Source organism: Desulfuromonas sp. DDH964 (genome assembly GCF_001611275.1).
Taxonomy (GTDB): Bacteria; Desulfobacterota; Desulfuromonadia; order Desulfuromonadales; family DDH964; genus DDH964.
This window is the reverse complement of record NZ_CP015080.1, coordinates 516,900-537,565: the sequence shown is the minus strand read 5'-3', so window position 1 is coordinate 537,565 and position 20,666 is coordinate 516,900. Positions and strand designations below refer to the sequence as shown.

Annotated in this window: 12 protein-coding genes; all 12 read right to left on the bottom strand. The window is 61.7% G+C overall.

The genetic code is table 11. The features are described 5' to 3' along the window. Positions 1 to 6: 6 nt before the first annotated feature. Positions 7 to 1,287: an OmpP1/FadL family transporter gene (locus DBW_RS02515; protein ID WP_082820142.1), complete on the bottom strand. Its 1,281-nt coding sequence runs from the start codon at positions 1,285 to 1,287 to the stop codon at positions 7 to 9. Next, a complete protein-coding gene (locus tag DBW_RS02510) occupies positions 1,274 to 2,134 on the bottom strand; it encodes a M48 family metalloprotease (protein ID WP_066723760.1) in 861 nt (286 codons plus the stop codon). Before DBW_RS02510 ends, DBW_RS02515 begins: the two co-directional genes overlap by 14 nt. Continuing rightward, positions 2,131 to 2,583, bottom strand: coding sequence for an SH3 domain-containing protein (locus DBW_RS02505; protein ID WP_197463711.1), 453 nt, complete (start codon positions 2,581 to 2,583; stop codon positions 2,131 to 2,133). The genes DBW_RS02510 and DBW_RS02505 overlap by 4 nt, the downstream gene beginning before the upstream one ends. Before the next feature lie 153 nt (positions 2,584 to 2,736). Next, positions 2,737 to 4,944, bottom strand: coding sequence for a CHASE2 domain-containing protein (locus DBW_RS02500; protein WP_066723756.1), 2,208 nt, complete (start codon positions 4,942 to 4,944; stop codon positions 2,737 to 2,739). A 15-nt stretch (positions 4,945 to 4,959) separates the two neighbouring features. Beyond that, positions 4,960 to 7,500, bottom strand: coding sequence for a S8 family serine peptidase (locus DBW_RS02495; protein ID WP_066723754.1), 2,541 nt, complete (start codon positions 7,498 to 7,500; stop codon positions 4,960 to 4,962). A 156-nt stretch (positions 7,501 to 7,656) separates the two neighbouring features. Continuing rightward, positions 7,657 to 9,870 carry a hypothetical protein gene (locus DBW_RS02490; RefSeq protein WP_066723751.1) on the bottom strand — a complete coding sequence of 738 codons (2,214 nt, stop codon included), beginning with the start codon at positions 9,868 to 9,870 and terminating at the stop codon, positions 7,657 to 7,659. 114 nt (positions 9,871 to 9,984) lie between these two features. Beyond that, positions 9,985 to 13,983 carry a BACON domain-containing protein gene (locus tag DBW_RS02485; protein ID WP_197463710.1) on the bottom strand — a complete coding sequence of 1,333 codons (3,999 nt, stop codon included), beginning with the start codon at positions 13,981 to 13,983 and terminating at the stop codon, positions 9,985 to 9,987. A 535-nt stretch (positions 13,984 to 14,518) separates the two neighbouring features. Then, entirely contained in the window at positions 14,519 to 17,155 is a 2,637-nt protein-coding gene (gene pepN / locus DBW_RS02480; RefSeq protein ID WP_066723747.1) for an aminopeptidase N, read from the bottom strand. Positions 17,156 to 17,334: 179 nt separating this feature from the next. Beyond that, positions 17,335 to 17,559: a GSU3473 family protein gene (locus DBW_RS02475; RefSeq protein WP_157471712.1), complete on the bottom strand. Its 225-nt coding sequence runs from the start codon at positions 17,557 to 17,559 to the stop codon at positions 17,335 to 17,337. Positions 17,560 to 17,653: 94 nt separating this feature from the next. After that, a complete protein-coding gene (locus DBW_RS02470) occupies positions 17,654 to 18,439 on the bottom strand; it encodes an ABC transporter permease (RefSeq protein ID WP_066723744.1) in 786 nt (261 codons plus the stop codon). After that, positions 18,436 to 19,365, bottom strand: coding sequence for an ATP-binding cassette domain-containing protein (locus DBW_RS02465; protein ID WP_066729642.1), 930 nt, complete (start codon positions 19,363 to 19,365; stop codon positions 18,436 to 18,438). Before DBW_RS02465 ends, DBW_RS02470 begins: the two co-directional genes overlap by 4 nt. Before the next feature lie 17 nt (positions 19,366 to 19,382). After that, complete coding sequence (locus DBW_RS02460) at positions 19,383 to 20,660, bottom strand: solute carrier family 23 protein (RefSeq protein ID WP_066723742.1); 1,278 nt, start codon at positions 20,658 to 20,660, stop codon at positions 19,383 to 19,385. Between the last annotated feature and the right edge of the window lie 6 nt (positions 20,661 to 20,666).

Sequence of the window (20,666 nt, the reverse complement as noted above, 5' to 3'; positions counted from 1 at the left end):
CTCACGCTAAAAGCTGTAAGAGGCCGAGAGATAAACGCTAAGATTGTCAACTTCGACTGTTTGGCTCCTGGTGCTATTGGCCCCCATCTGAGCATCGCCGGACCCGGTCGCGTAACCAACTCCGAGGGTCGTTGCGCTCGCCTTGGTAAAGCGCGTCATGCTTAAAGTCCCGCCATAAAGATCGACGTGCTCGGCTTGGTTGACCAGCCCGGGCTGAAAATCAGGGGTATTGCTCCGATCGGTAAAGAGTCCACCACGCAGGGCCAGCCTGTCGGTGAAATAATATTCCGCTCCCGCAGCAAGATTGAATGTTGCCTCCTTGGCTGAGGCGCCGCTGACTTCAGAGTAATAGCTGGCGTCACAGGATAACAGCAACCGCGGCGAGGGGAACCAGGCCAGGCCGACTGTCGTCACCCAGGGATAGGTCGGCTTGTTCTCAGAATTCACGATAGTGAAATCGACCAGGTTCGGATCGCTGTAACCACTGCTCGAAATCCCGCGATAGGTGGTTTGCTCACGGTAATCGGTCGAAGTGATCCAGAGCCGCGACACGGTCAGCCCGAGGGTCAGTTTATCCGTCAATTCGCCCATCAATCCGAGCTTTGGCTGCACACCCCAATCGGTACGATCCTGGTACTGATTGGTCCATTCGAATTCCTGATTCGCCAGTTCAACCAGCTGGTTGCGAATGACGGTTGCATTACGGTAATGCGCGTAAACCGTGGTACCGATTGCCCATTTGTCGCCCAGGGCAAACGCCAGACTGGGGCCGAACTGGTAGGTGTTGTCGACATCGTTGATATTGATGGTATAGCGGTCAATCTGGGTGCCGATTGTGGATACCAGATTGGAAAAGACCTGCTTCTGGTTACTTTGGCTGGCATCGGGAACCGCATAGGAAAGTCCCATTTTCACGCGGCCGAGATTGCTGACAAAGCCGAAATAGTTGGGCAGAAGGACCGAAGACTTCTGTTCATAATCGACACCGGTACCATCAGCCCGGGTCAGGGTGTTTTTGTAGACCTTGCTGGAATAGTTGTAGGCATTGACACTGGCGGAGAGGCTGTTTCCGGGGATATAGACCATGCCCGCCGGATTGTAGAAACATCCGGCCGGAGAGTCCGATACCGCCGTGTAGGCACCGGCCAAGCCGCTGGCCCGTTCGCCAATAAGGTTGTTTTTATAATGAAACTGGTCGGCAGAGACCGGGACAGCGCCGGCACAAAGGGCGAATAGCAGAACCATCCCTCCCAACCACACCTTGACGTTGGAATCAGAATCGGACATGGGCGGCAAACCTTTCTTGGAGAGTGTTGGACGATTTCTCAACCAGGTCGTTGTCGTGCAGAAATTCCTTCAATTCACTGATCCGCACGGCATTGGCCCGGTGGGTCCCGAGGACGGGAGCCGTCGTTGAATCAGCGCGCGCGGAGAGGGTGTTCAAAAATCGAATCATCGCGGTCGGATCATAGCCGGTCATCGCCGGAATCGTTACTCCCAGACGATCGGCCGTCTCCTCATCCTCCTGTTTGTAACCACGCTTGAGCAGGATATCGGTGGCGATATCGACCATCTGGGAAAACGCGACGCGCATCGGATCGGTCGTACCGCCAATCAGACTGGAAAGAAGGGCGCCGCCCTGTTCTTCACGCCCGCGAATCTTGAGTTCATGGACGATATGCTTCTCGTTGATGTGCCCTATTTCATGCCCCAGTACCGCGGCCAATTCGCTCTCGTCCGTCATCACCGCCAGCGCGCCCCGGGTGACGAAGACATAGCCTCCAGGGGCGGCAAAGGCATTGGGTTCATCCCGATCCAATATGGCAAAATGGTATTCCAGGTCTGGGCGCCCGCAGTAGAGAATCAGCCCCTGCCCGACCAGGGTGACGTAGCGGGTCATTTCCTCGTCGTCGTAAAGACCGTACTGCCCCAGCAGATGGGCTGCCACCTCGCGACCAAAGGCAATTTCCGCCCGCACGTCGTCCAGGTCCTGGAACGCCTCCTGCTGCTGGGAGACACGCAATCGGTACTCCTGATTTGCCGCTTCCGCCGGCAGGAACCACAGCAGAGGGAGCGCCAGCCCGCAAAAGATCAGGGCCCACAGGGTTCGACAATAGTTCGACCCGCCGTTCATTGCTCGACTCCTTTGAGAAACTCCAGAACCTCGGATTGGGTCACCTTAAGTTTCTCGACCTTCTCCACTTGGGACATATCCGCGGTCCAAAAACCACCGTCCAATCGTTTGCGATCCTCCGACAATCCCCGGGCGGCCGCCGCAGTGGTAAAGGAAGAGGCCCGGCGCCGGGCGCCGCTGGCCAGATCCGCCTCATCCGAAACCAGCAGCGATACTTTTCCGCCCGGAGGCTGATCGGCAACCAGCAAGCGGGAGATCCACGCTTGTTGGTCCTGGTAGCGGACCTGGTACCAGGCACCCTGTTGCTTCACCACGGGGAGTGCAGCCCCCTGCTCGACTTCGGCCACCCTGACCGCACCCAGTTGTGGTTGCCCCAGGAGTGCGGCCTTGACACTCTGAACAAAGACCTGATCTGCGGAGCTGGCCTCAACGGGAAGCAAAAGAGCCATGAACAGCACAACCAGTACAGGGATTGTCCCTGGCCAGCCCAGTGACGGGCCCCAGCACCCCCTGTCCCACCTCACCTTTTCCATTGCTCGCCTCCTTTCCACTTGCGTTGCCTGGGAATCTCCCCCACCGGCCAGAAAAATCACGGCCGCTGTTCATTTGGACTGCATGGTCCAGGCGCCGTCCCAGTCTGCTTCCGGTGCCGTCTGTTGATAACGGGCGATCCGTTCCAGAAAGATCCGGGCATGCCGATCTTCGGGGAACTCTTCTGTGATGTTCCGGAACTGGGCGGCTGCCTCCGGCCACTGCCGGGCCAGGTAGTGATTAAATCCGGCTTCGCTGCGCCGGGCAAGTTCGGCAAAACGTCCCCTTTGTGGTTCGGGATCGCTGACCAGACCGAAAACCTGATGAATCATTATCGGCCGTTTCTTCCCCTTGACCCGAACCACATCAAGAATGCGACCGGTCACCAAACCGGAAATCGCCTGCCAGGTCGTTTCTGAGACGATAATTGCCGCCCCATATTCCTTGGTCAGCCCTTCGAGGCGCGAACAGAGATTGACATTGTCACCGATGATTGTGTAGTCGAGCTTCTGTTCGGATCCGATATTACCCAGAATCACCTCACCGGTGTGCATGCCGATCCCGATAGCGAGAGGTTGCAGGCCGTTATTTTTCAGCTCGGCGTTGTAATCTTCCAACCAGCGCATCATCCCGACCGCCGCGACAACCGCCTTGAGCGGGTGATCGGGCGACTTCAGCGGCGCGCCCCAGAAGGCCATGATCGCATCGCCAATGAACTTATCCAGGGTCCCCTGCTGGCGAAAGATGATTTCAACCATCCCTTTGAAATAACCGTTAAGTATTTCGACCACCTTTTCGGCGGGCAGATTCTCCGAGAGGCTGGTAAACCCTCTGATGTCCGAAAAAAGAATAGTCAGGTTTTCACGACTGCCGACCTCGGCCTGAAGCAGGTCGGAGCGGGAGTTCTCAATCACCGTGCTCAGGACCACGGGGGAGACATACTGCCCGAGCATGCGGCGAATTTTTCGTTTTTCGCGCCCTTCCGTGGAACTCAGCCAGGCAAAAGAGCCGAGCCAGGCGCTGCCCATCGCCACGAGCGGCGCTGTCAATTCCAGGACCTGGTTGTCATGGAACAAAACCGCCGCCAGTCCCAGTAGCGACAGAATCAGGAGTGGCGGGCTGGCCATCCGCAACCAGACCCATCCGGGGATCAGGATCAACCCGGCAACCGCCAGTGCTCCGACGACCACCAGCAGCAACTGGAGTCGCGGCGCCACCGGGACCAGAAAGTCCTGCTGCAAAATATTGCCGACGATCGATCCATGCAGAAAGACTCCCGGGGCCAGGCTACCGAAAGGGAGGGGCTTCAGATCCTCGACACCAACAGCGCTGGCGCCGATAAAAACGATCTTGTCGTGAAACACCTCGGGATCGACCGGCAGGTCAGTCACTATTCCCTGCATCAGTTTCTGGATTGTGGCCAGGATTCCCCCCATGGAATAGGTCTGGAACTCCCGGTAAGGCTTGACCAGATAACGGCCATCAGCCAGCAGGGGAACTGCGACCGGCGGCGTGGTGCCGACCTGTTGGGGGTGCAACAGCATCTCCCCCTCCGGCGCAGACTCGGGTCGATAGCGATCCAGCAGAACGCTGAGGGAAAGGGCCGGAAAGAAGGCGCCACCGTATTCCCCTACCAGCCGTGCATGACGATAGACCCCATCCCGATCCGGGGCGAATTCAACCAGCCCGATAGATCTGGTCCGCTCCTGCAACTCGGGAAAAGGCAGATAGGCATTGGTATAGGGCTCCCCAGCCAGCCGGCCGCCACGCAGACCTGGCAGCGCAAAACGTCGAACGAAATCGGCCGGAAGTGGCTTGCCGATCAGGTCGTGATTGTATTCGTCCGGGGAATCATGAACAAATTGAACCGCCGAGGTGACCATTCCAGCCGCCGCAACCGATTCGACCAGGCGATGGTCCCCTGCCGATAAACGGCCGTCGCTGCTGGCGGCTTGCTCATTCTCGGTAAAGAGAATATCGAAGGCGACAACCCGCGCCCCGGCGAGGGCCAGAAAATCGAGCACATCGGCATGGACCGAACGGGGCCAGGGCCAGCGTCCCAGCAATGGATTCATCAGACGCAGGGAGGCCTCGTCGATCAGGACCATGACGATCTCGTCCGGGGGGCTGGTATCGTGTTGCATCAGGCGCAGGCGCAAGTCGAAGGTTTTCCACTCGAACTCCTCCAGCAGGCCACTGCGGCCGAGCCCCCAACCCAGCAGGGCGGCGAGAAACCCGATCAGGAGTGCCCCTGACCACCGTCGCAGACGTGCGTTCAATGATCCTCCAGCCAATCAGCGACTACCGACCTGGCGATTTGGCTCGACATATTCCACCTCAGGATAGCGGGCGAGGCGCTGCTGAATTTCTTCAAGACTCTTCCCGGGAGGAATCTCCACGAGAATCAGTGGTTTGCCGGCGACTTCCTGCCGGCTTTTTACTGCCAGACCTTCGCCTTGCAGGATGACATCGATCCGATCGCCCTCGGTGGCGCCGCTAAATCCGACCAACGCCTGTGGCAGCGCTGCCGGCGGCTCCGGCGTGAATAATTGCATTGCTGTGGCCGAGGTCGTCTGATCTGCCAGCCAGACCAGCGGCTGGAGCGCGAACCGGACCACCGCCCGCAACCAGTCATGGCGGGATATCACCGCGGCGACGGGGGGGCTCCAGCGGTAATAGGCGCTGACAAACTTTTGCCCCAGAAGGTACTGCAGCAGAACCTGGTCGCGAAAACGGCGCAGGCTGTCGATTTCAGTCGCCAGCGGCGTCCCCCAGGCGGCGGTGGCAATAAAACAACCTCCGCCGCCGGAGGAAGATTGCTCCGTCGGCAGGGTCACAGCAAGTTCGGGACTGTATACCGAGTCCCCCAGGGTCGCATGGAGCGCCTTGACCCGGTAAAGATAGGTTTCCCCCCGGCTGATGGTGGCATCGACATACCATGTCCCGTTGACCGGCAGGGTGGCAATCCGCGTGAATCCGACCTCATTATTCCGGCGGCGCTCCAGCGCATAACCTTCTTCGTGCAACGACTCGTCGTGCCAGTAGACCCGAACGCTCAACGTGGTTTCGATGGCCGCCCCCAGCCCGGTCGGTGGGTTGAGGGGCAGAAAGGTGCTGGCGACATTGCTGTATGGGGATGACGCCACCCCTGCGACCGCCTTGACCCGGTAGGCCACCTGGACCGCATCGGGGGGAGATGAATCGACAAAGGTCGTGACATTTGCCGCCACCCGCCCCACCTGGGTAAAAGCCCCACCCTCGCTGCGTTCAACGACAAAGGCGGTTTCGTTCCCCGCCAGATCGCGCCAGGAGAGATCGACGGCGCCGGGAGCGATCTGGTCGATAGTCAGATCGGCGGGAGCCGCGGGAGCAAACTGGGTGAAATCAAAAGCCAGGGCCGCGGCAACATTGAGTCGGCCGTTGCTCGCCACCTTCCCCTGCAGGTCCGGGACCTGGTCGACACTCAGCAACAGCGCGTCGCGCACCTCGGCGTAGGTCAGTTCTGGATGTAAGCTCCAAAGGAGGGCGGCCGCTCCACTGACCTGGGGCGCCGCCATGGAGGTGCCGCTCATGTAGTTGTAGCCGGCTCGACCGTCCATCCCGGTCAGGGCCTGGCGAATGGTACTGTAGATATTCAGGCCCGGCGCCCCGAGGTCGACGGTGGTTCGGCCATAATTACTGAATGCGGCAGCCAGGCGATCGAGGGGATCAGTCGCCGCCACCGAGAGGATATTGTCGAGGGGATGCCCGCCCGGATAGAAGGGATAGATGTCGTTGTTGCAATTGAAATTTCCTGCTGCGGCTACCACCAGAACACCGGCGCTGCGAGCCGCCGAAATTGCCGCTTGTTCCGCCAGCGAAGCCTCAACGAAACTGCAGTTCTGGGGGTAGGTATAGCTGGCGTTGATCACCCGTGCGCCGTTGTTGGCTGCATAATTATAAGCCGCGACCGCATTGAAGAGATCTCCGTTGCCAAAACGGTCGAGAAACTTAAGCGGCAGCAGGGAAACCCGCCAATTGATCCCTGTCACACCCGTTTGGTTATCGCCGGAGGCGCCAATGATGCCGGCAACGTGGCTGCCGTGACCGTCGACATCGTCGTCGAAAGGGAGGTTGTTTTTGCTAACGAAGTTCCAGCCATGGAGATCATCGATATAACCGTTGCCGTCGTCGTCGACGTGGTTGGTCGCCTTCTCCCGCCCCAGGTTGTCGAGACCCGACTCGCCCGGATTGACCCAGATATTACCCGCCAGGTCTGGATGATCATAATCAAGCCCCGAGTCGATAATTGCCACGATGATACTGCTATCCCCGGTGCCTGTCGCCCACGCCGCGACCGCTCCGATATCCGCGCCCGGGGTCCCGGTTACCGTCCCCTTGTTGCCGGTCAGGGTCTGACCGCTATTCTGCAGGGCCCACTGCTGGCCGAAATAGGGGTCGTTCGGCACCGCCGCCCGATGGACCAGGAAATTCGGCTCGGCAAAGAGGATACCGGCTCGCCCCTCCAGTTCAGCCAGCGCCTCCTCCACGCTCATCCCCTCGGGCAACTGGTAGCGGAGGATCGTGTTGGCAGAATTCGTCTCACTTGCCGTGGCTGCTTTGACGGATTTTTTGCTGCGCAACTCAACTCTTCCGGTTTCCTTCGCACCGGGCAACAGGGTCGGCACTGCCGCCGCCTGGACCGGTGATGCGGTAACCCCAACCAGAATTTCTCCGGGACGGTAGTTCATGGCGGACGGCAAGCTATCGCCGGAGGAGGGTTGCTGATCCGGGCCACAACCCGCCAGGAAGAGGAGCAGTATTAAAGAGAGGAGATTTCGGCTCAGGACCCGCATGGAGGACCTCTTTGTGGCAGGTTGCAGAGAAATGCCCGGGTGCTTCGCCCAGTGGGCGCACGGTCACGGCAGTTAGGGTGGTGTGGAACGAAACAGGGGAGGAGTATCCAACTCCTCCCCTGTTATGTGTTTCAACTACATGGGTACCGCTTCCGCTTATTGAACCCGGCTGAAGGCGACCGGAGTCCCGTTGTTGTCGAATTCGATGGTATTCCCATGGTTGGTCATCGTGATTGGCATGGTCACCGACGTCCCCGGTGCGGCAATGACCGTGTCGTTAAGGTCAGGAATGGTACTGTTCATGCCATTGAAGGTGATATTGGCGGTAACCGTCCCGTCGATCGACTCGGAGATCGTCTGGAAGCTATAGGTACCGCTCTCCATGCCGTCGAGATTGCTGGTTCCGGGGGGCCCGGAGCTGGCCACCAGGTAATTCCCGCCTTCGAACAGGGTCACCACCTGCATGCCGAGGGCTTCGCTGCCAAACTTCCAACTGCCGACCGCCGAATTCCAGTTGCTGGTTACCCGACCAAGGGTTTGGGTAGTGCTATCAACCGGATCGGTAATCTGAAAATGGTTGTTATCCAGGAACTGGAAATTGATCACCTGGGTTCCGGTTCCAGCCGGCCCCCAGTCCCCCGTCGTATCCTTGCTGGCCGTGAAGGTTACATCGCCCGTCGTGGCATTGACACTGTAGGTTCCGTACTCCATGCCCGGGCCACCGATGATGTTGCCGGTAATGGGGTCGGTATCCGGAATCCCATCCTCGACATGAATGTAATGGGTGGCGTCGAGGAAACTGACGGCAAACCCTTGCCCAGTCATTTGGTAACCGGCCGGCCCCCAGGTACCGAGAACCGACGGGGTGAACTGGCTGATAATCTGGCTCCCCCGGGCGCGGAACTCGCGGGCCACGACATTGGAAAAGGTCTCGGTAATGGCGTATAGATCGCCCGGGGTGTAGACGAAGTCAAATTTGCCGTCACTGTCGGTATCCTGGTAGGTATCACCGTCGGCGGCATCGTAGCGCCCGTTGTGGTTGACATCGACAATCATGTAGTCCCATAGCATGTCACCATCGCCGTCGCCATCGACCTGATTGTAAATCATGAAGTCGAAGTTGCCGTCGTTGTTGGTATCCTGATAGGTATCACCGTCGGCGGGATCGTAGCGGTTGTTACTGTTGAAATCGAAGGTCAGATAATCCCCGTACCAGAAATCCTGGTCGCCGTCGCCGTCGATCTGATAGGGTTGCTGGTTGCACTCCTCGTAAGCCGCGACAAGGGTGGCGGTCACGGTAGAGGAGTCGCCAGGCGCCGCCTTGGCAGGACCCTGGGAACTGCTGGCAAAGGCCGCTTTGATAGCGGCTGAACGGGCAGCGCCAGCGTAGGTCCAGTAAGGAGCACAATCGATATTCGTCCGAGTCGGGGTCTGGATGCCAGTGACGCTGTCGAAGGTCATTTCGAGCAGATGCCCGCTGATATGGGTGCCATCGAGGATCTGGGCATCGGCCACTGCATCAATGGCGCCGGTCAGGTCGTTTCCGGCCCCGTCCTTGATGGTGCCGCTGTCCGGCCCGCTGTTCACAACAAACAGGACCCGGTCGCCAGCCGTCGCAAAGGACCAGAAGGAAAAATTATCCGAATTGGCGGGGGTGGTCAGGTTAAGCATGTCACTGCCGAAGGCCGTATTGTTGGTAACCCCGCCAATGAGCTGATTATCGGCCCAGGCTGCCATCTGCGACCCCACTGCGCCGGCCGTGTCGAACCATTGCAGGCGGTAGTCTCCGTAACCCATCGGCTTGGTGTAATCGACCTTAGCCTTGGCGTACATACCATGACTGTAAGCCGACCCGAGGGAAAAACCGGTCAGGGTACGGCTGCTGGCCCCGGTTCCCACCGAGAGCGGCATGGGGGCGTCATTGGCATCGACGAACTGCCAGTCGCCACCGAGGAAGGTGAGGTAGACCGTATTGTTGCCTTCGACGATATCGCCGGCGGTGGAGATCATCTCCAGTTCCATGCCGTTGGCATCGTTCGCCCAGGCCGTGAACTGAAGCATACCTACCGGCACCGTGACGGTTGCCGTCGCCATACCACTGCTGTCCGGGGTGAGGGTGATGGAATCAATAAAGCTGTAGTTGTAATAGTCTCCCCACTGCACCTGGACACTGACGGTGCGGTCGTCGATCATAGCCTTCTGCACGGCCGACTCGGGAAACTGAACCTTGAAGGTGACTGTCGCCTTCTGGGCCACCGCGTCCTTGCCCGCAGGCGTCCCCTGCGAGGAATTATCACCACTACAACCCGCCAGCAGAAATGCTGCCAGCATCGCCACCGGCAACCATTTTAAAAGTCTGCGCTGGATCATTGCCTAGCCTCCTTTTTCCGAAGATCAACTGTCCCGTTGCGGTGTTGATCGGATCCATTTTGATTCCGCCGACCTGCCCCCTTACCGGATGGAAAGGGGGCAGGTTTCGACAGTCTAGCGAACAATCACATCCACTGAAGCGGGGGGCGGATTGATCAGCACCCTGTTGGAATAACCACGGGCATAGTTTACGTTGGTCGCATCGTTGGAACGAGTCTGAATTTCCCAACTCAGGCTCTCAAGGCCGGAAAGCCCGGCGTTCCCATAGACTGACTGGATCAGGGAGGCCGACAGAGTGACGCTGCTTGTCCCCGGGGGAACGGCACCGTAGAAAAGTTCTCCGTTGTGCCCCGAGTAGGCATTGGTATCGTAAAGGACCACGTTGTAGCGGTCAAAGGTACCGACAGGCTCGGTCCAATTGAGCGTGAGGCTACCGTCAGTGTTCCAGGCGTAGGTCATACTGCTGGCAGCGACCACCGGCAGAACGAGTTGTCCTGGGTACGTGTAGCTGGTATTGAGCAGTGCTCCACCATTAAGCTGCGTCTCAAAGGTGTAATCTCCGGCAGCGAGGGTGTACCCGGAAAGGTTGAAGGACCAGCCGGAGAAACCGCCCGGGCTGGCCGGTCCGAAGCTGCCGTTGGTTGCGTTCCAAGTGGCATTCAGGAAACTGGCTTTCCAGAAGGTTGGGGTGACGGGGAAGGCGGTGCCAAGGGTGTCGTACATGCTGCTACCCCAGAAATCCCACTCATCCATTAATTGGCCGTTATCCTTGAGGTCGACCCACCCCTGGAAGCGATTGAGGGTGGGATCTTCGAAGGAACGGAACTGGACGTAACGGTTGGTGATGGCGACGGTCAGCGGGTTGATCGTGACGTTGAGGGTGCGGGTTATGGTATCGCCGCAGGCCCCACCGGTGACCGTGAGAGTTATCAGGTAATCGCCGGGCTGCTGAGCCGTGAAATATCCGTAGGAACCGTCCTGCTGATAAGGAACGAAGGTTGGAGTTTCCGGTCCCGCGATGGTCCAGGAGTAGGTGGCCGACCCGGAGTTGTCGTACGCATAGGCATACAGATCGACAGGGGCGCCCACGGTCTGGATGGTCGGCCAGGCTTCGGCGCTATAGAGAATCAGCCCGGTGGCCTGGGGAACCTGGATGGTGGTCGTGGAACTCCTGGGAGGATTGCCGTCGTCAGTTACGGTGACCGTGACGGTCGATCCGGTCAGGGCGACAGTCGGGACCCAAGCGCCGAGGGAGGGGTCGTAAGTCGGTGCACCAGCACTGAAGCTGTAGCTCAGGTTGTCCCCGTCGGGATCGTAGGCATTGACGAAGAGAGCCGGTTGCCCGCCACAGGTCTGGGGCGCCTGCCCATAGGCATTCCAGATGACCGGCGGCGAATTGACGTCAGGATTCACCGTCAGGGTATCGGTGACGGTCGTTTCGTTCCCCAGGATGTCGGCGACCACCACCTGGACGCTGTAGGTGCCGTCGGTCGTGGGGGTCCAATTGAAGACGTCCAGGTTAGAGGTCGTGACCGTCGTCCCGGCACCGTCCTTCACGGTCCAGGCGTAGGTCAGCGGATAGTCACCCTCGTAGTCCCAGGCAGAAACCCAGAGCTGGATGTTCTGATTCGCCTTGCCCGGGTTGGGGGTAAGCCAGGTCCATGCCTCCGGGGCGTTGTTGACCATCACCAGGTCGGCGAGCACCAGGTTGGTGCCGTCGTCGGTCTTCTCGGGTCCGGAGACGATACCGTCAACCACGGCATCCACCGAGTTCTTCCAGGTATCCACGTTTACCAGTTTGTTGCAGGGAGACTTGGAGGTGAAATAACCGCTGGCGTCGGTGTAGACCCAGTTGTAGAAGGTGTAGTCGTTGGTATAGAGGTCGACCCAGGTCCAGCCCGGCGCCGTCGAGGTCGAACCGTCGCCGTTCTCCTGCAGGATCGTCCCGCTGATCGAGCAGGTGTTGCTGTCGACGATGACGACGTTGCCGACGTCGTTGCAGGCGGTGGTCGAGACGGTCGCCGGAATCTGGCTGGTAAAGTCGGTGGTCGTCGCCGGCCAGCTCGAATAGTCGTAGGCGGTGAAAACGAAGTCCGCCACCGTCCGGCCGTTCCCCAGGGTCAGGTCGATAGAGAAGTTGCCGTCGGTCCCGGCGTAGGTGCTGGAGTAGGTGTTAGCGCCGCTGGCGTAGCCATCGGCTTGGATGTAGGCGCCCTGGACGGGATTCCCCTGGCCGTCGACCACTGTGCCGCTGATACAGACGACCTCCGGCTGGGCGAAGAGGAGGGGGTAATCGAGATTCCACCAAGTGTACCACTCGTTGGTGACGATCTCGAAATAGTATTCGACGGTGCCGCAGGAGAGGTTCCCCAGGTCGGATCCGGTCGAGACGGTAGCCGCAGCGACGGTCTCATAGAGGCCGGAACTGAAATTGTAGGTCTTGAGGGTCCCCTCGCCAATGTAGACCCACTTGCCACTGCTGCTGTTGTAGGAATAGATCGGCATCTGTACCCCGTTGACCGGGTCGCCGTCACGGTCGGCGTATTTCTTCACCGCGTTGCAGCCGTCGAGCGGGATGTACTTGTAGATCACCGTCGAGTCGCCGGCGGCCTTTGAAGCGCCGGTCGCCACCGTCGGGCTGAGCGGCTCACCGTTGTTGGGGGTGACGTCCGACTGGAAGAAGGAGACCGACTCCAGCTGGTACTCAGTGCTGTCGGCCTTGCCGGCACCAGCAGTGCCGCCGCCGACGCCAACGAATTCACCGGGGAACATCTGCCGCTCGGAGGGAATACTGGGGTCGAAAGCCGCCAGTTGCGCGGTTACCGCCGTGGCACCGGGCGCCCAACTCGATGGGATGCTGATGTCAAGTTCGGGAGCCGCGCCGGCCGCAGCGGCGGCGTGGAGCCCGGCGCTGCCGGCGAAGGGAAGAAGTGCCCCGGAAGCACGCCGGGTCAGGCCAAAACGGAAACCCGGGCCGGTGCCGCCACCGGCTTTGAAGACACCGTTTTCCGCCTTGGCCACCTGCACCGTAGCCTCGGCCACGTTGCCGGAGACCACATACTTGGTCTGACCGTCCGCCTTGACCTTGACGGTCTTGTTCAGGCTGGTAAAGCCGTCCTTTTTGATGGTCACAGTGATGGTGTCACCGGCCTGGGCAACCACCTCGGCTGAGTAACCACCTTGTGCACTGGTTTTGGTAATGGTGGTTCGATTGCTACCGTCGGCTTGAATCACGGTAATGGTAACCTTGGCATCGGCCAGAATCGCTGGAGCCGCCGCCGCAACCGCTTTGCCGGCCGAAGCCGAGGCGACCAGGCTGGAGAGCTGCCCGACACCGGCGGTGCCGCCGATAAAGATGTTCTTGGCCGCGGATGCCGCCGCACTGACCGTCAGGTTGACCGGGATGCTCACACCGGTCACAGCAACGCCAGGCGTAATAGTAATGGTACCGGTGTAGCTACCCGCTGCAAGGCTCATGGAGGTGACCTTGATAACCGGCAGGTTGGCCTGGCCGTTGGCAGCCAGTGTGCCACTGGTCTGATTCATGGTCAGCCAGGGCTGGTCACTGGCCGCGGTCCAGGGGACCGACAGGTTGCTGGCGTTGGCCAGGGTCACGGTCTGGTCGGCGGGATTGCTGCCGGCGGTCACGGTGAGATTGAGGGCCGCAGGATTGAGGGTCAACGCCTGGCCAATGGTCAACTGGGCGTTGATGGTCTTGGAGGCCAGCCCGGTGGCGGCCACTGTGATCTTGGCCGTCTGGGTGCCGGCGAGCAGCCCGGTGATAGCCGTGGAGACGGTAATTGACTGTGACGTTCCGCCATCCAGAGAACCGCTCGCCGGAGTCACGGTCAACCAGGGCGCGTCATCGGTCACCGACCAATTGAGAGTGGTTCCGGCTGGTCCGGAATTGGTCACGATGAAGGTCTGGTCCGCCGGGTTGGCTCCCCCTTCGGCGGGAGCCGTGAAGGTCAGGCTTGTCGTCCCGACTCCCAATGCCGCAACCGGTCCGGGGTTACTGCCACCACCGCCGCCGCATGCCGGCAACAAAAATGCCAATCCGAGTAAAACTACGCCCAGGAGCCACAACGCCCCTCGCTTCTCCGCCTTCCTCATCGCTTTCCTCCCTGGTTAGATAGAGTCCCTCTACCCAAACTGCCAAAACTAGCCCGTACTGCTACCGGATTTCCCAAAAATCAAGGGGGAATGAATCGAGCCAGTAAAATCAATGGACCAACAACACCATTAGAGACTTTACATAATTGCCATTCCATGATAGCACCACGGCCCCCATTGTCACTCACCCAGATGGGTGATTTTTCAATGGGGGTCGAAAATAGTTGGGATGCGTTTCGCTAAAGCCCAGCCAGGAGACCGGATATTTCAGGGGTATAGACCACTTGTCGGTATTCGAAGTGTCACAGCGCTGGCCCGAATCAGGAGATTGAGCACTGCCGAGAGAGAGGACTGGCAAACCAGCATCTTGAAGCTAACACAACGTCTGGCTAAGTCAAGAGCGAAATTCCACGGAAACTTAAATGACGTTACAAAACATTTTTTCAACTAAATTGGTAATTTATAGCTTGGATAAATTTCGCTCGATCAAGTGAGCCGAGCATGGAGAAACGTTGTTTTGCCCCCCTTACGTGGACTATCCCAGGGTCTTGCTCACCACCTCCCGGACGTCCCGGGACAGTTGCGGCGCGGCGAGAATCTGTTGCAGCGCTTCCTGCATCAGCTGCTGCCGGTTGGGGTCGAAGCGGCGCCAGCGGCCGAAAGCGCCGGCCAGGCGGGCGGCGACCTGGGGGTTGCGCGGATCGAGTTCAAGGATGCGCTCGGCGACAAAGCGGTAGCCGCTGCCGTCGGCGACATGGAAGCGCACCGGGTTGCCGTGGGCGAAAGCGCCGATCAGGGCGCGCACCTTGTTGGGGTTCTTCATGGTAAAGGCAGAATGACCGAGGAGGCGCTCGACCTCGGACAGGGTGCCGGGGAGGCTGGAGGTCGCCTGCAGCGTCAGCCACTTGTCGACCACCAGCGGGTCGTCCTGCCAGCGCTGGTAGAAGTCATCGAGAGCCGCTACCCGCTCGGGAATATCGACGTTGGCGAGGACCGCCAGCCCGGCCATGGCGTCGGTCATGTTGTCGGCCTGGCGATAGTGGCGCTCGGCCAGCGCCAGGCTGCGCGGATGGCCGCTGGCGGCGAGGTAGGCGAGGCTGAGGTTGCGCAGGCTGCGCCGCCCGACTGCCGCCGGTTCCGGCCGGTAGGGTCCCGGTACCTGGTGGGTCATGTAGACGGTCTGCAACTCCTTCTGCAGACCGCTGCCGAGGGTGTGCCGCACGAATTCGCGGGCGGCGTGGATGGCAATCGGGTCGGCCACTTCCATCTGTTCGGCGAGGTAGCTTTCCGCCGGCAGCAGCAGCGCCTGGGCCAGCAGCGCCGGATCGGCCGCACTGTCGGTGAGGGCGGCACGGAAAGCGGCGCGGAAATGCTCCGGCAGCGCCAGCTCGCGGCCGGCCTGGACCGCAGCGACCAGGTCCAGCAAGAGTTTGACGGCGAGCTGCTGCCCCGCCTCCCAGCGGTTGAAAGAGTCGCTGTCGTGGGCAAAGAGAAAGGCGAGCTCGGTATCGTCGAGATTGATGTCGAGCCGCACCGGCGCCGAGAAGCTACGCAGCAAGGAGGGGACCGGCGCGGCCGGAAGATCGAGGAAACGAAAGCTCTGCTCCGCCGCGCGCAGCTCCAACACCCGGGTCGTGCCGGCGGCCCGAGCCTCCCCCTCCAGCCGCAGCGGCAGGTCGGCGCCGTCGGGACCGAGCAGGCCGACTGCCAGCGGGATATGGAAAGGCTCCTTGACCGGCTGCCCTGGGGTCGGCGGGCAGCTCTGGCGCAGGGTCAGGGTGTAGGAGCGCGCCGCGGCATCGTAGGACCCCGTCGCCGCCACCACCGGGGTGCCGGCCTGGCTGTACCAGCGGCGGAACTGGTCGAGATCGATGCCGCCGCCGTCGGCCATGGCGGCGACGAAGTCGTCGACAGTCACCGCCGCGCCGTCGTGGCGCTCGAAGTAGAGATCGAGCCCGCGCCGGAAGCCGGCGGCGCCGAGCAGGGTGTGCTGCATGCGGATCACCTCGGCCCCCTTGTTGTAGACGGTCATGGTGTAGAAGTTGTTGATCTCTTCGTAGCTGTCGGGGCGCACCGGGTGGGCCATGGGACCGGCATCCTCGGGAAACTGGGCATTGCGCAGCAGGCGCACGTCCTGGATGCGCTTCACCGCGGCGCTGGTCATGGCGGCGGAGAACTCCTGGTCGCGAAAGACGGTCAGCCCTTCCTTGAGGGAGAGCTGGAACCAGTCGCGGCAGGTGACGCGGTTGCCGGTCCAGTTGTGGAAATACTCGTGGCCGATCACCCCCTCGATCCCCTGGTAGTCGAGGTCGGTGGCACTCTCCGGCAGGGCGAGGACATACTTGGAGTTGAAGACGTTGAGCCCCTTGTTCTCCATCGCCCCCATGTTGAAGTCGTCGACGGCCACCACCATGTAGATGTCGAGGTCGTACTCGAGACCGAAGGTTTCCTCGTCCCAGGCCATCGCCCGCTGCAGGCTCGCCACGGCATGGGCGCACTTGGCGCGGTTGCGCTCCTCGACGTAGAAGCGCAGCGCCACCTTACGTCCGGAAGCCGTGACGAACTGATCCTCGATGCAGACCAACTGGCCGGCGACCAGGGCGAAGAGGTAGGAGGGCTTGGGAAAGGGGTCCTCCCAGGTGACGAAGTGGCGCCCCTCTGGCAGCTCCCCCTGCGCCACCGGGTTGCCGTTGCTGAGCAGCACCGGGTAGCGTTTGCGGTCGCCGGCGACGGTGGTGGTGAATTTCGCCATCACGTCGGGGCGGTCGGGGTAGTAGGTGATACGCCGGAACCCCTCCGGCTCGCACTGGGTGCAGAAGTTGCCGCTGGAGACGTAGAGCCCCTCCAGCGCCGTGTTGGCGGCCGGCGCGATGGCGGTGGTGACCGTCAGTTCGAAGGCCGCGGGGACCTCGGCGATGGCCAGCTGCTCGGCATCGACGCGGATCTGCCTCTCCGCCAGCGGCGCGCCGTCAAGGGCCAGCTCGACCAGCTCCAGCTCCTGGCCGTAAAGAACCAGTGCCGGCGTACCGGTCACGGCCGGGTTGCGGCGCAGCTGCAGGCGGGAACGAACGATGGTGCGCTCGGGGTCGAGGTCGAAGCGGAGGTCGACCGCGTCGACCAGGAAGGGGGGCGGGGTATAGTCATGGCGAAAGATGGTGGTGGGGGTGGTCATGGCAAAGCTCCAGTCAAAAAAGGGCGATGGATGAGGGAAGAAAGATAGCGGATGGATCGGTTGCTGTAAAGGGAGGATAGGTCAAGGAGCAGCATGTCAAACCAGACCCTAGGGGCTCTACAGACACCTTTTCACCTTCGAAAGTGAATATGGGGGAATGGTGCAGGCGGGAATACGAACTACAGAATCGGTCCCGGGTCGTCGCCCTTCTTGTCCTCGGCCTGTTTGCGGCGGTCGGTGCCGGGAGCAGAGCCTTTCTGGCGGCGCACCGGGTCGGTGCGGACATCGACCCAGCCGCTGAAGCGCTTGAACTTGATGATGCGCCGCTCGGCGATGAGGATCGCGAGCTCCTCGGGGTTGACCGTATCCTGGTGGTGCCTGTCGTACATGACGCGGATCTTCACGGTGCTGGGGCTCCTTCGCAGACGGTTGCGGTGCTGGTTAAAGGCTTATCATGCTGCCGCGAAGATGCAAGTTACTCTCTTTACAGGAAAAGGGCTAACGGATCAGGCGCCGCCGCATCAGGCGCAGGGCGAGCGGCACCCCGACCCCGGCGAAGAGGAGGAGATAGGCGAGGCCCCCCCAGAGGTGCGGGTCATAAAAACCGAAGGTCGCCGCCCGCGCCAGGGTGACGAGATGGGTCAGCGGCAGCGCCAGCGCCAGCAGCCGCGCCCATTCCGGGAGGTTGCCGACCGGGAAGAAGGTACCGGAGAAGAGAAACATCGGCGTGATGAAGAGAAAGACCGGCAGGTTGAAGGTCTCGATGTTCGGTACCAGGGCGGTGAAGAGCATGCCGGCGGCGGCGAAGACCACGCCGCCGAGGAGGGCCAGCGGCAGGACCAGCAACGCCGCGGGGAAGGCGACCAGGCCGAAGGGGGCGATTACCGCCAGCATCAGCGTCGTCGCCAGCAGCGACTTGGTCGCCGCCCAGGCGAGTTCGCCGAGAATCACCTCTTCGAGAACCAGGGGCGTGGCGAGCATACCGTCGAAGGTCTTCTGGTAATACATGCGGACAAAGGAAGCGTAGGTCGTCTCGAAGAAGGCGTTCTGCATCACTGTCACCGCCAGCAGGCCGGGGGCGATGAAGGTGAGGTAATCGACGCTGCCGCCCCGAAACGGGACCGCGCCGACCATGACGCCGAGGCCGACGCCGAAGGCGGCGAGATAGAGGAGCGGTTCGAGCAGCGGCGGCACGAAGCTGATCTTCCAGGTCTTGCGGTAGACGCTGAAGTTGCGCTGCCAGACGCGCAGGAAGCGGCGGGTGATGACGGGTGGCCGGCTCATTCGCGCAACTCCCTGCCGGTCAGGCGCAAAAAGACATCTTCCAGGGTCGCCGGGCGCAAGGTGCAGGCGCCGTCGCGGCAGTGCTCGCGCACCAGCTGCAGAAAGAGATCGTCGTCCTGCTGGTTATAGACAATCAGGCGCTGGCCGAGGTCGTCGAAGTCGGCAGCCTTCTCCTGCAGCAGCTGCCGCAGTTCCGCCCCCGGTGCCACCATCTCGATCACCTCGCGACCGACATGGCGCCGGATCAACCCGAGCGGCGTCCCCTCCTCGATGATACGGCCGTGATCGACGATCATCAGCCGGTCGCAGAGCCGCGTGGCCTCTTCCAGGTAATGGCTGGTCAGCAGGATCGTCAAACCCTGGCGCTTGAGCTCTTCGAGCCGCTCCCAGACCTGGTGGCGGGCCTGGGGGTCGAGGCCGGTGGTCGGCTCGTCGAGGATCAGCAGCTCCGGCTCGTTGAGGAGCGCCCGCGCCAGGGTCAGACGCCGGCGCATGCCGCCGGAGAGTTCACCGATCGCGGCCTTCGCCCGGCCGTCGAGGGCGAAAAATTTGAGCAGCTCCGCGCTGCGCTGCAGCGCCCGGCTGGCGGGGATATCGAAGTAGCGGGCGAAGACGAGGAGGTTCTGACGGACATCGAGGTCGGGGTCGAGGGTATCTTCCTGGGAACAGATGCCGATGCGCGCCTTGATCTCACGCAGGTGCTCGGCCAGCGGCAGTCCGAAGATTTTCAGCTCGCCGCCGCTGACCGGGCTGTAGCCGTAGAGCATGCGGATGGTGCTGGTCTTGCCGGCGCCGTTGGGGCCGAGTAGGCCGAAACACTCGCCGCGCTGAATCGCGAAGGAGATACCATCGACGGCGGTGAAGGCGCCAAACTCCTTGCGCAGCCCCGCCGCCACCACCACCGGCTCCCCGCCGCCGGGAATCATCGCCGCACCCGGGCCGCTCATCGCCCCCGCCCCAGCCTGAAATCGAGCAGCATCGCCAGCAGGGTCCCGACCACGAAGCCGTTCCCCAGCACCGGCCGCAAGAGCGGCGGGAAACCGGCCACCACCGGCGACGGCAAAAAGGCGACCAGGGTGCCGAGCAGCAGCGGCAGCGCCACCACCAGGCCATCTTCGAAGCGCAGCGGACCGTCTCCCGCCGTCAGCGCCAGCAGCCCGGCGCTGACCTGGGAAGAGAGGATGAAGAGGAGGATGGCGCCGACCACCACCGGCGGCACCGCACCGAGAAGGGCGAGGGCCTGGGGCGAAAGGGAGAGGAGGAGCAGGCCGGCAGCGGCAGGGAGAAGGACGTAGCGGGAGGCGCAGCCAGTGGCGGCGATGACGCCGGGGCTGAGGGAAAAGTTGACCGGACCGAGGACGCCGAGGGCGCCGGCGAGGAGATTGCCGAAGCCGGTAACGAGGACGCCGCGACGGATCCGCCCCGGCATCCCCGCCGGCTGCAACAGCCCGGCCATCGCCTGGATCGAGCCGAGATCGTTGACCGCCAGCGCCAGAAAACAACAGAGAAAGGCGAGTAGCACGCCAAAGTCGAAGGCAAAGCCGGGGAGCGCCCAGGCCTGCAACGGCTGCCCGAGCAGGGGCAGTTCGCCGAGCGCCAGGGACTGGGGATAGAGCAGGAGCCAGACCAGGCTGCCGGCGAGCACCCCCCAGACGATCAGGGTCACCTTCCAAATCCCCCGCAGGCGGAACTGGCCGACAAAGAGGAGCAGGACGAGGAGGGCGGCGAAGCTGAGTCCGGCGAGGGGGCCGGCGGAGCCGCCGGGATGAACGAGGAGGTTGCCGATGGTCGGCAGCAGGGTGAAGGCGATCAGCAGCAGGACCACCGCCACCACCCGCGGCGTGAAGAGGCGGATCAGGTGGCGCAACAGGCCGCTCAGCGCCAGCAGAGTCAGGACCAGGCCGCCGGCAAAGAGGGAACCGTAGATCACCCCGAGCGAGGATGCGCGGCTGGCGACCACGCCGATGAGGAGGACCGCGGCCGGGCCGGCGACCAGCGGCAGGCGATGCCCCCAGAGAACCTGCACCGCCATGGTCAGTCCGGCGACCAGCGCCAGCTTCTGCAGGTAAAGGATCTGGGCGCCGGCGGCGGCGAAATGGAGCGGGGCGACCACGCCGCCGATGATGACAATCGACGGCACCGCGATCGCCAGCCATTGCAGGCCGAAGAGCAGAAGGTCGCGCCCGGAGGGAATCTCATCGAGTTGATAACGAAACTGCACCGGCTC

Coding starts and splice junctions, on each gene's coding strand:
- DBW_RS02465 (WP_066729642.1), bottom strand. CDS start 19,365: ATGATTCCCGGCGGCGGGGAGCCGGTGGTGGTGGCGGCGGGGCTGCGC.
- DBW_RS02485 (WP_197463710.1), bottom strand. CDS start 13,983: ATGAGGAAGGCGGAGAAGCGAGGGGCGTTGTGGCTCCTGGGCGTAGTT.
- DBW_RS02495 (WP_066723754.1), bottom strand. CDS start 7,500: ATGCGGGTCCTGAGCCGAAATCTCCTCTCTTTAATACTGCTCCTCTTC.
- DBW_RS02505 (WP_197463711.1), bottom strand. CDS start 2,583: ATGGCTCTTTTGCTTCCCGTTGAGGCCAGCTCCGCAGATCAGGTCTTT.
- DBW_RS02490 (WP_066723751.1), bottom strand. CDS start 9,870: ATGATCCAGCGCAGACTTTTAAAATGGTTGCCGGTGGCGATGCTGGCA.
- DBW_RS02470 (WP_066723744.1), bottom strand. CDS start 18,439: ATGAGCCGGCCACCCGTCATCACCCGCCGCTTCCTGCGCGTCTGGCAG.
- DBW_RS02515 (WP_082820142.1), bottom strand. CDS start 1,287: ATGTCCGATTCTGATTCCAACGTCAAGGTGTGGTTGGGAGGGATGGTT.
- DBW_RS02510 (WP_066723760.1), bottom strand. CDS start 2,134: ATGAACGGCGGGTCGAACTATTGTCGAACCCTGTGGGCCCTGATCTTT.
- pepN (WP_066723747.1), bottom strand. CDS start 17,155: ATGACCACCCCCACCACCATCTTTCGCCATGACTATACCCCGCCCCCC.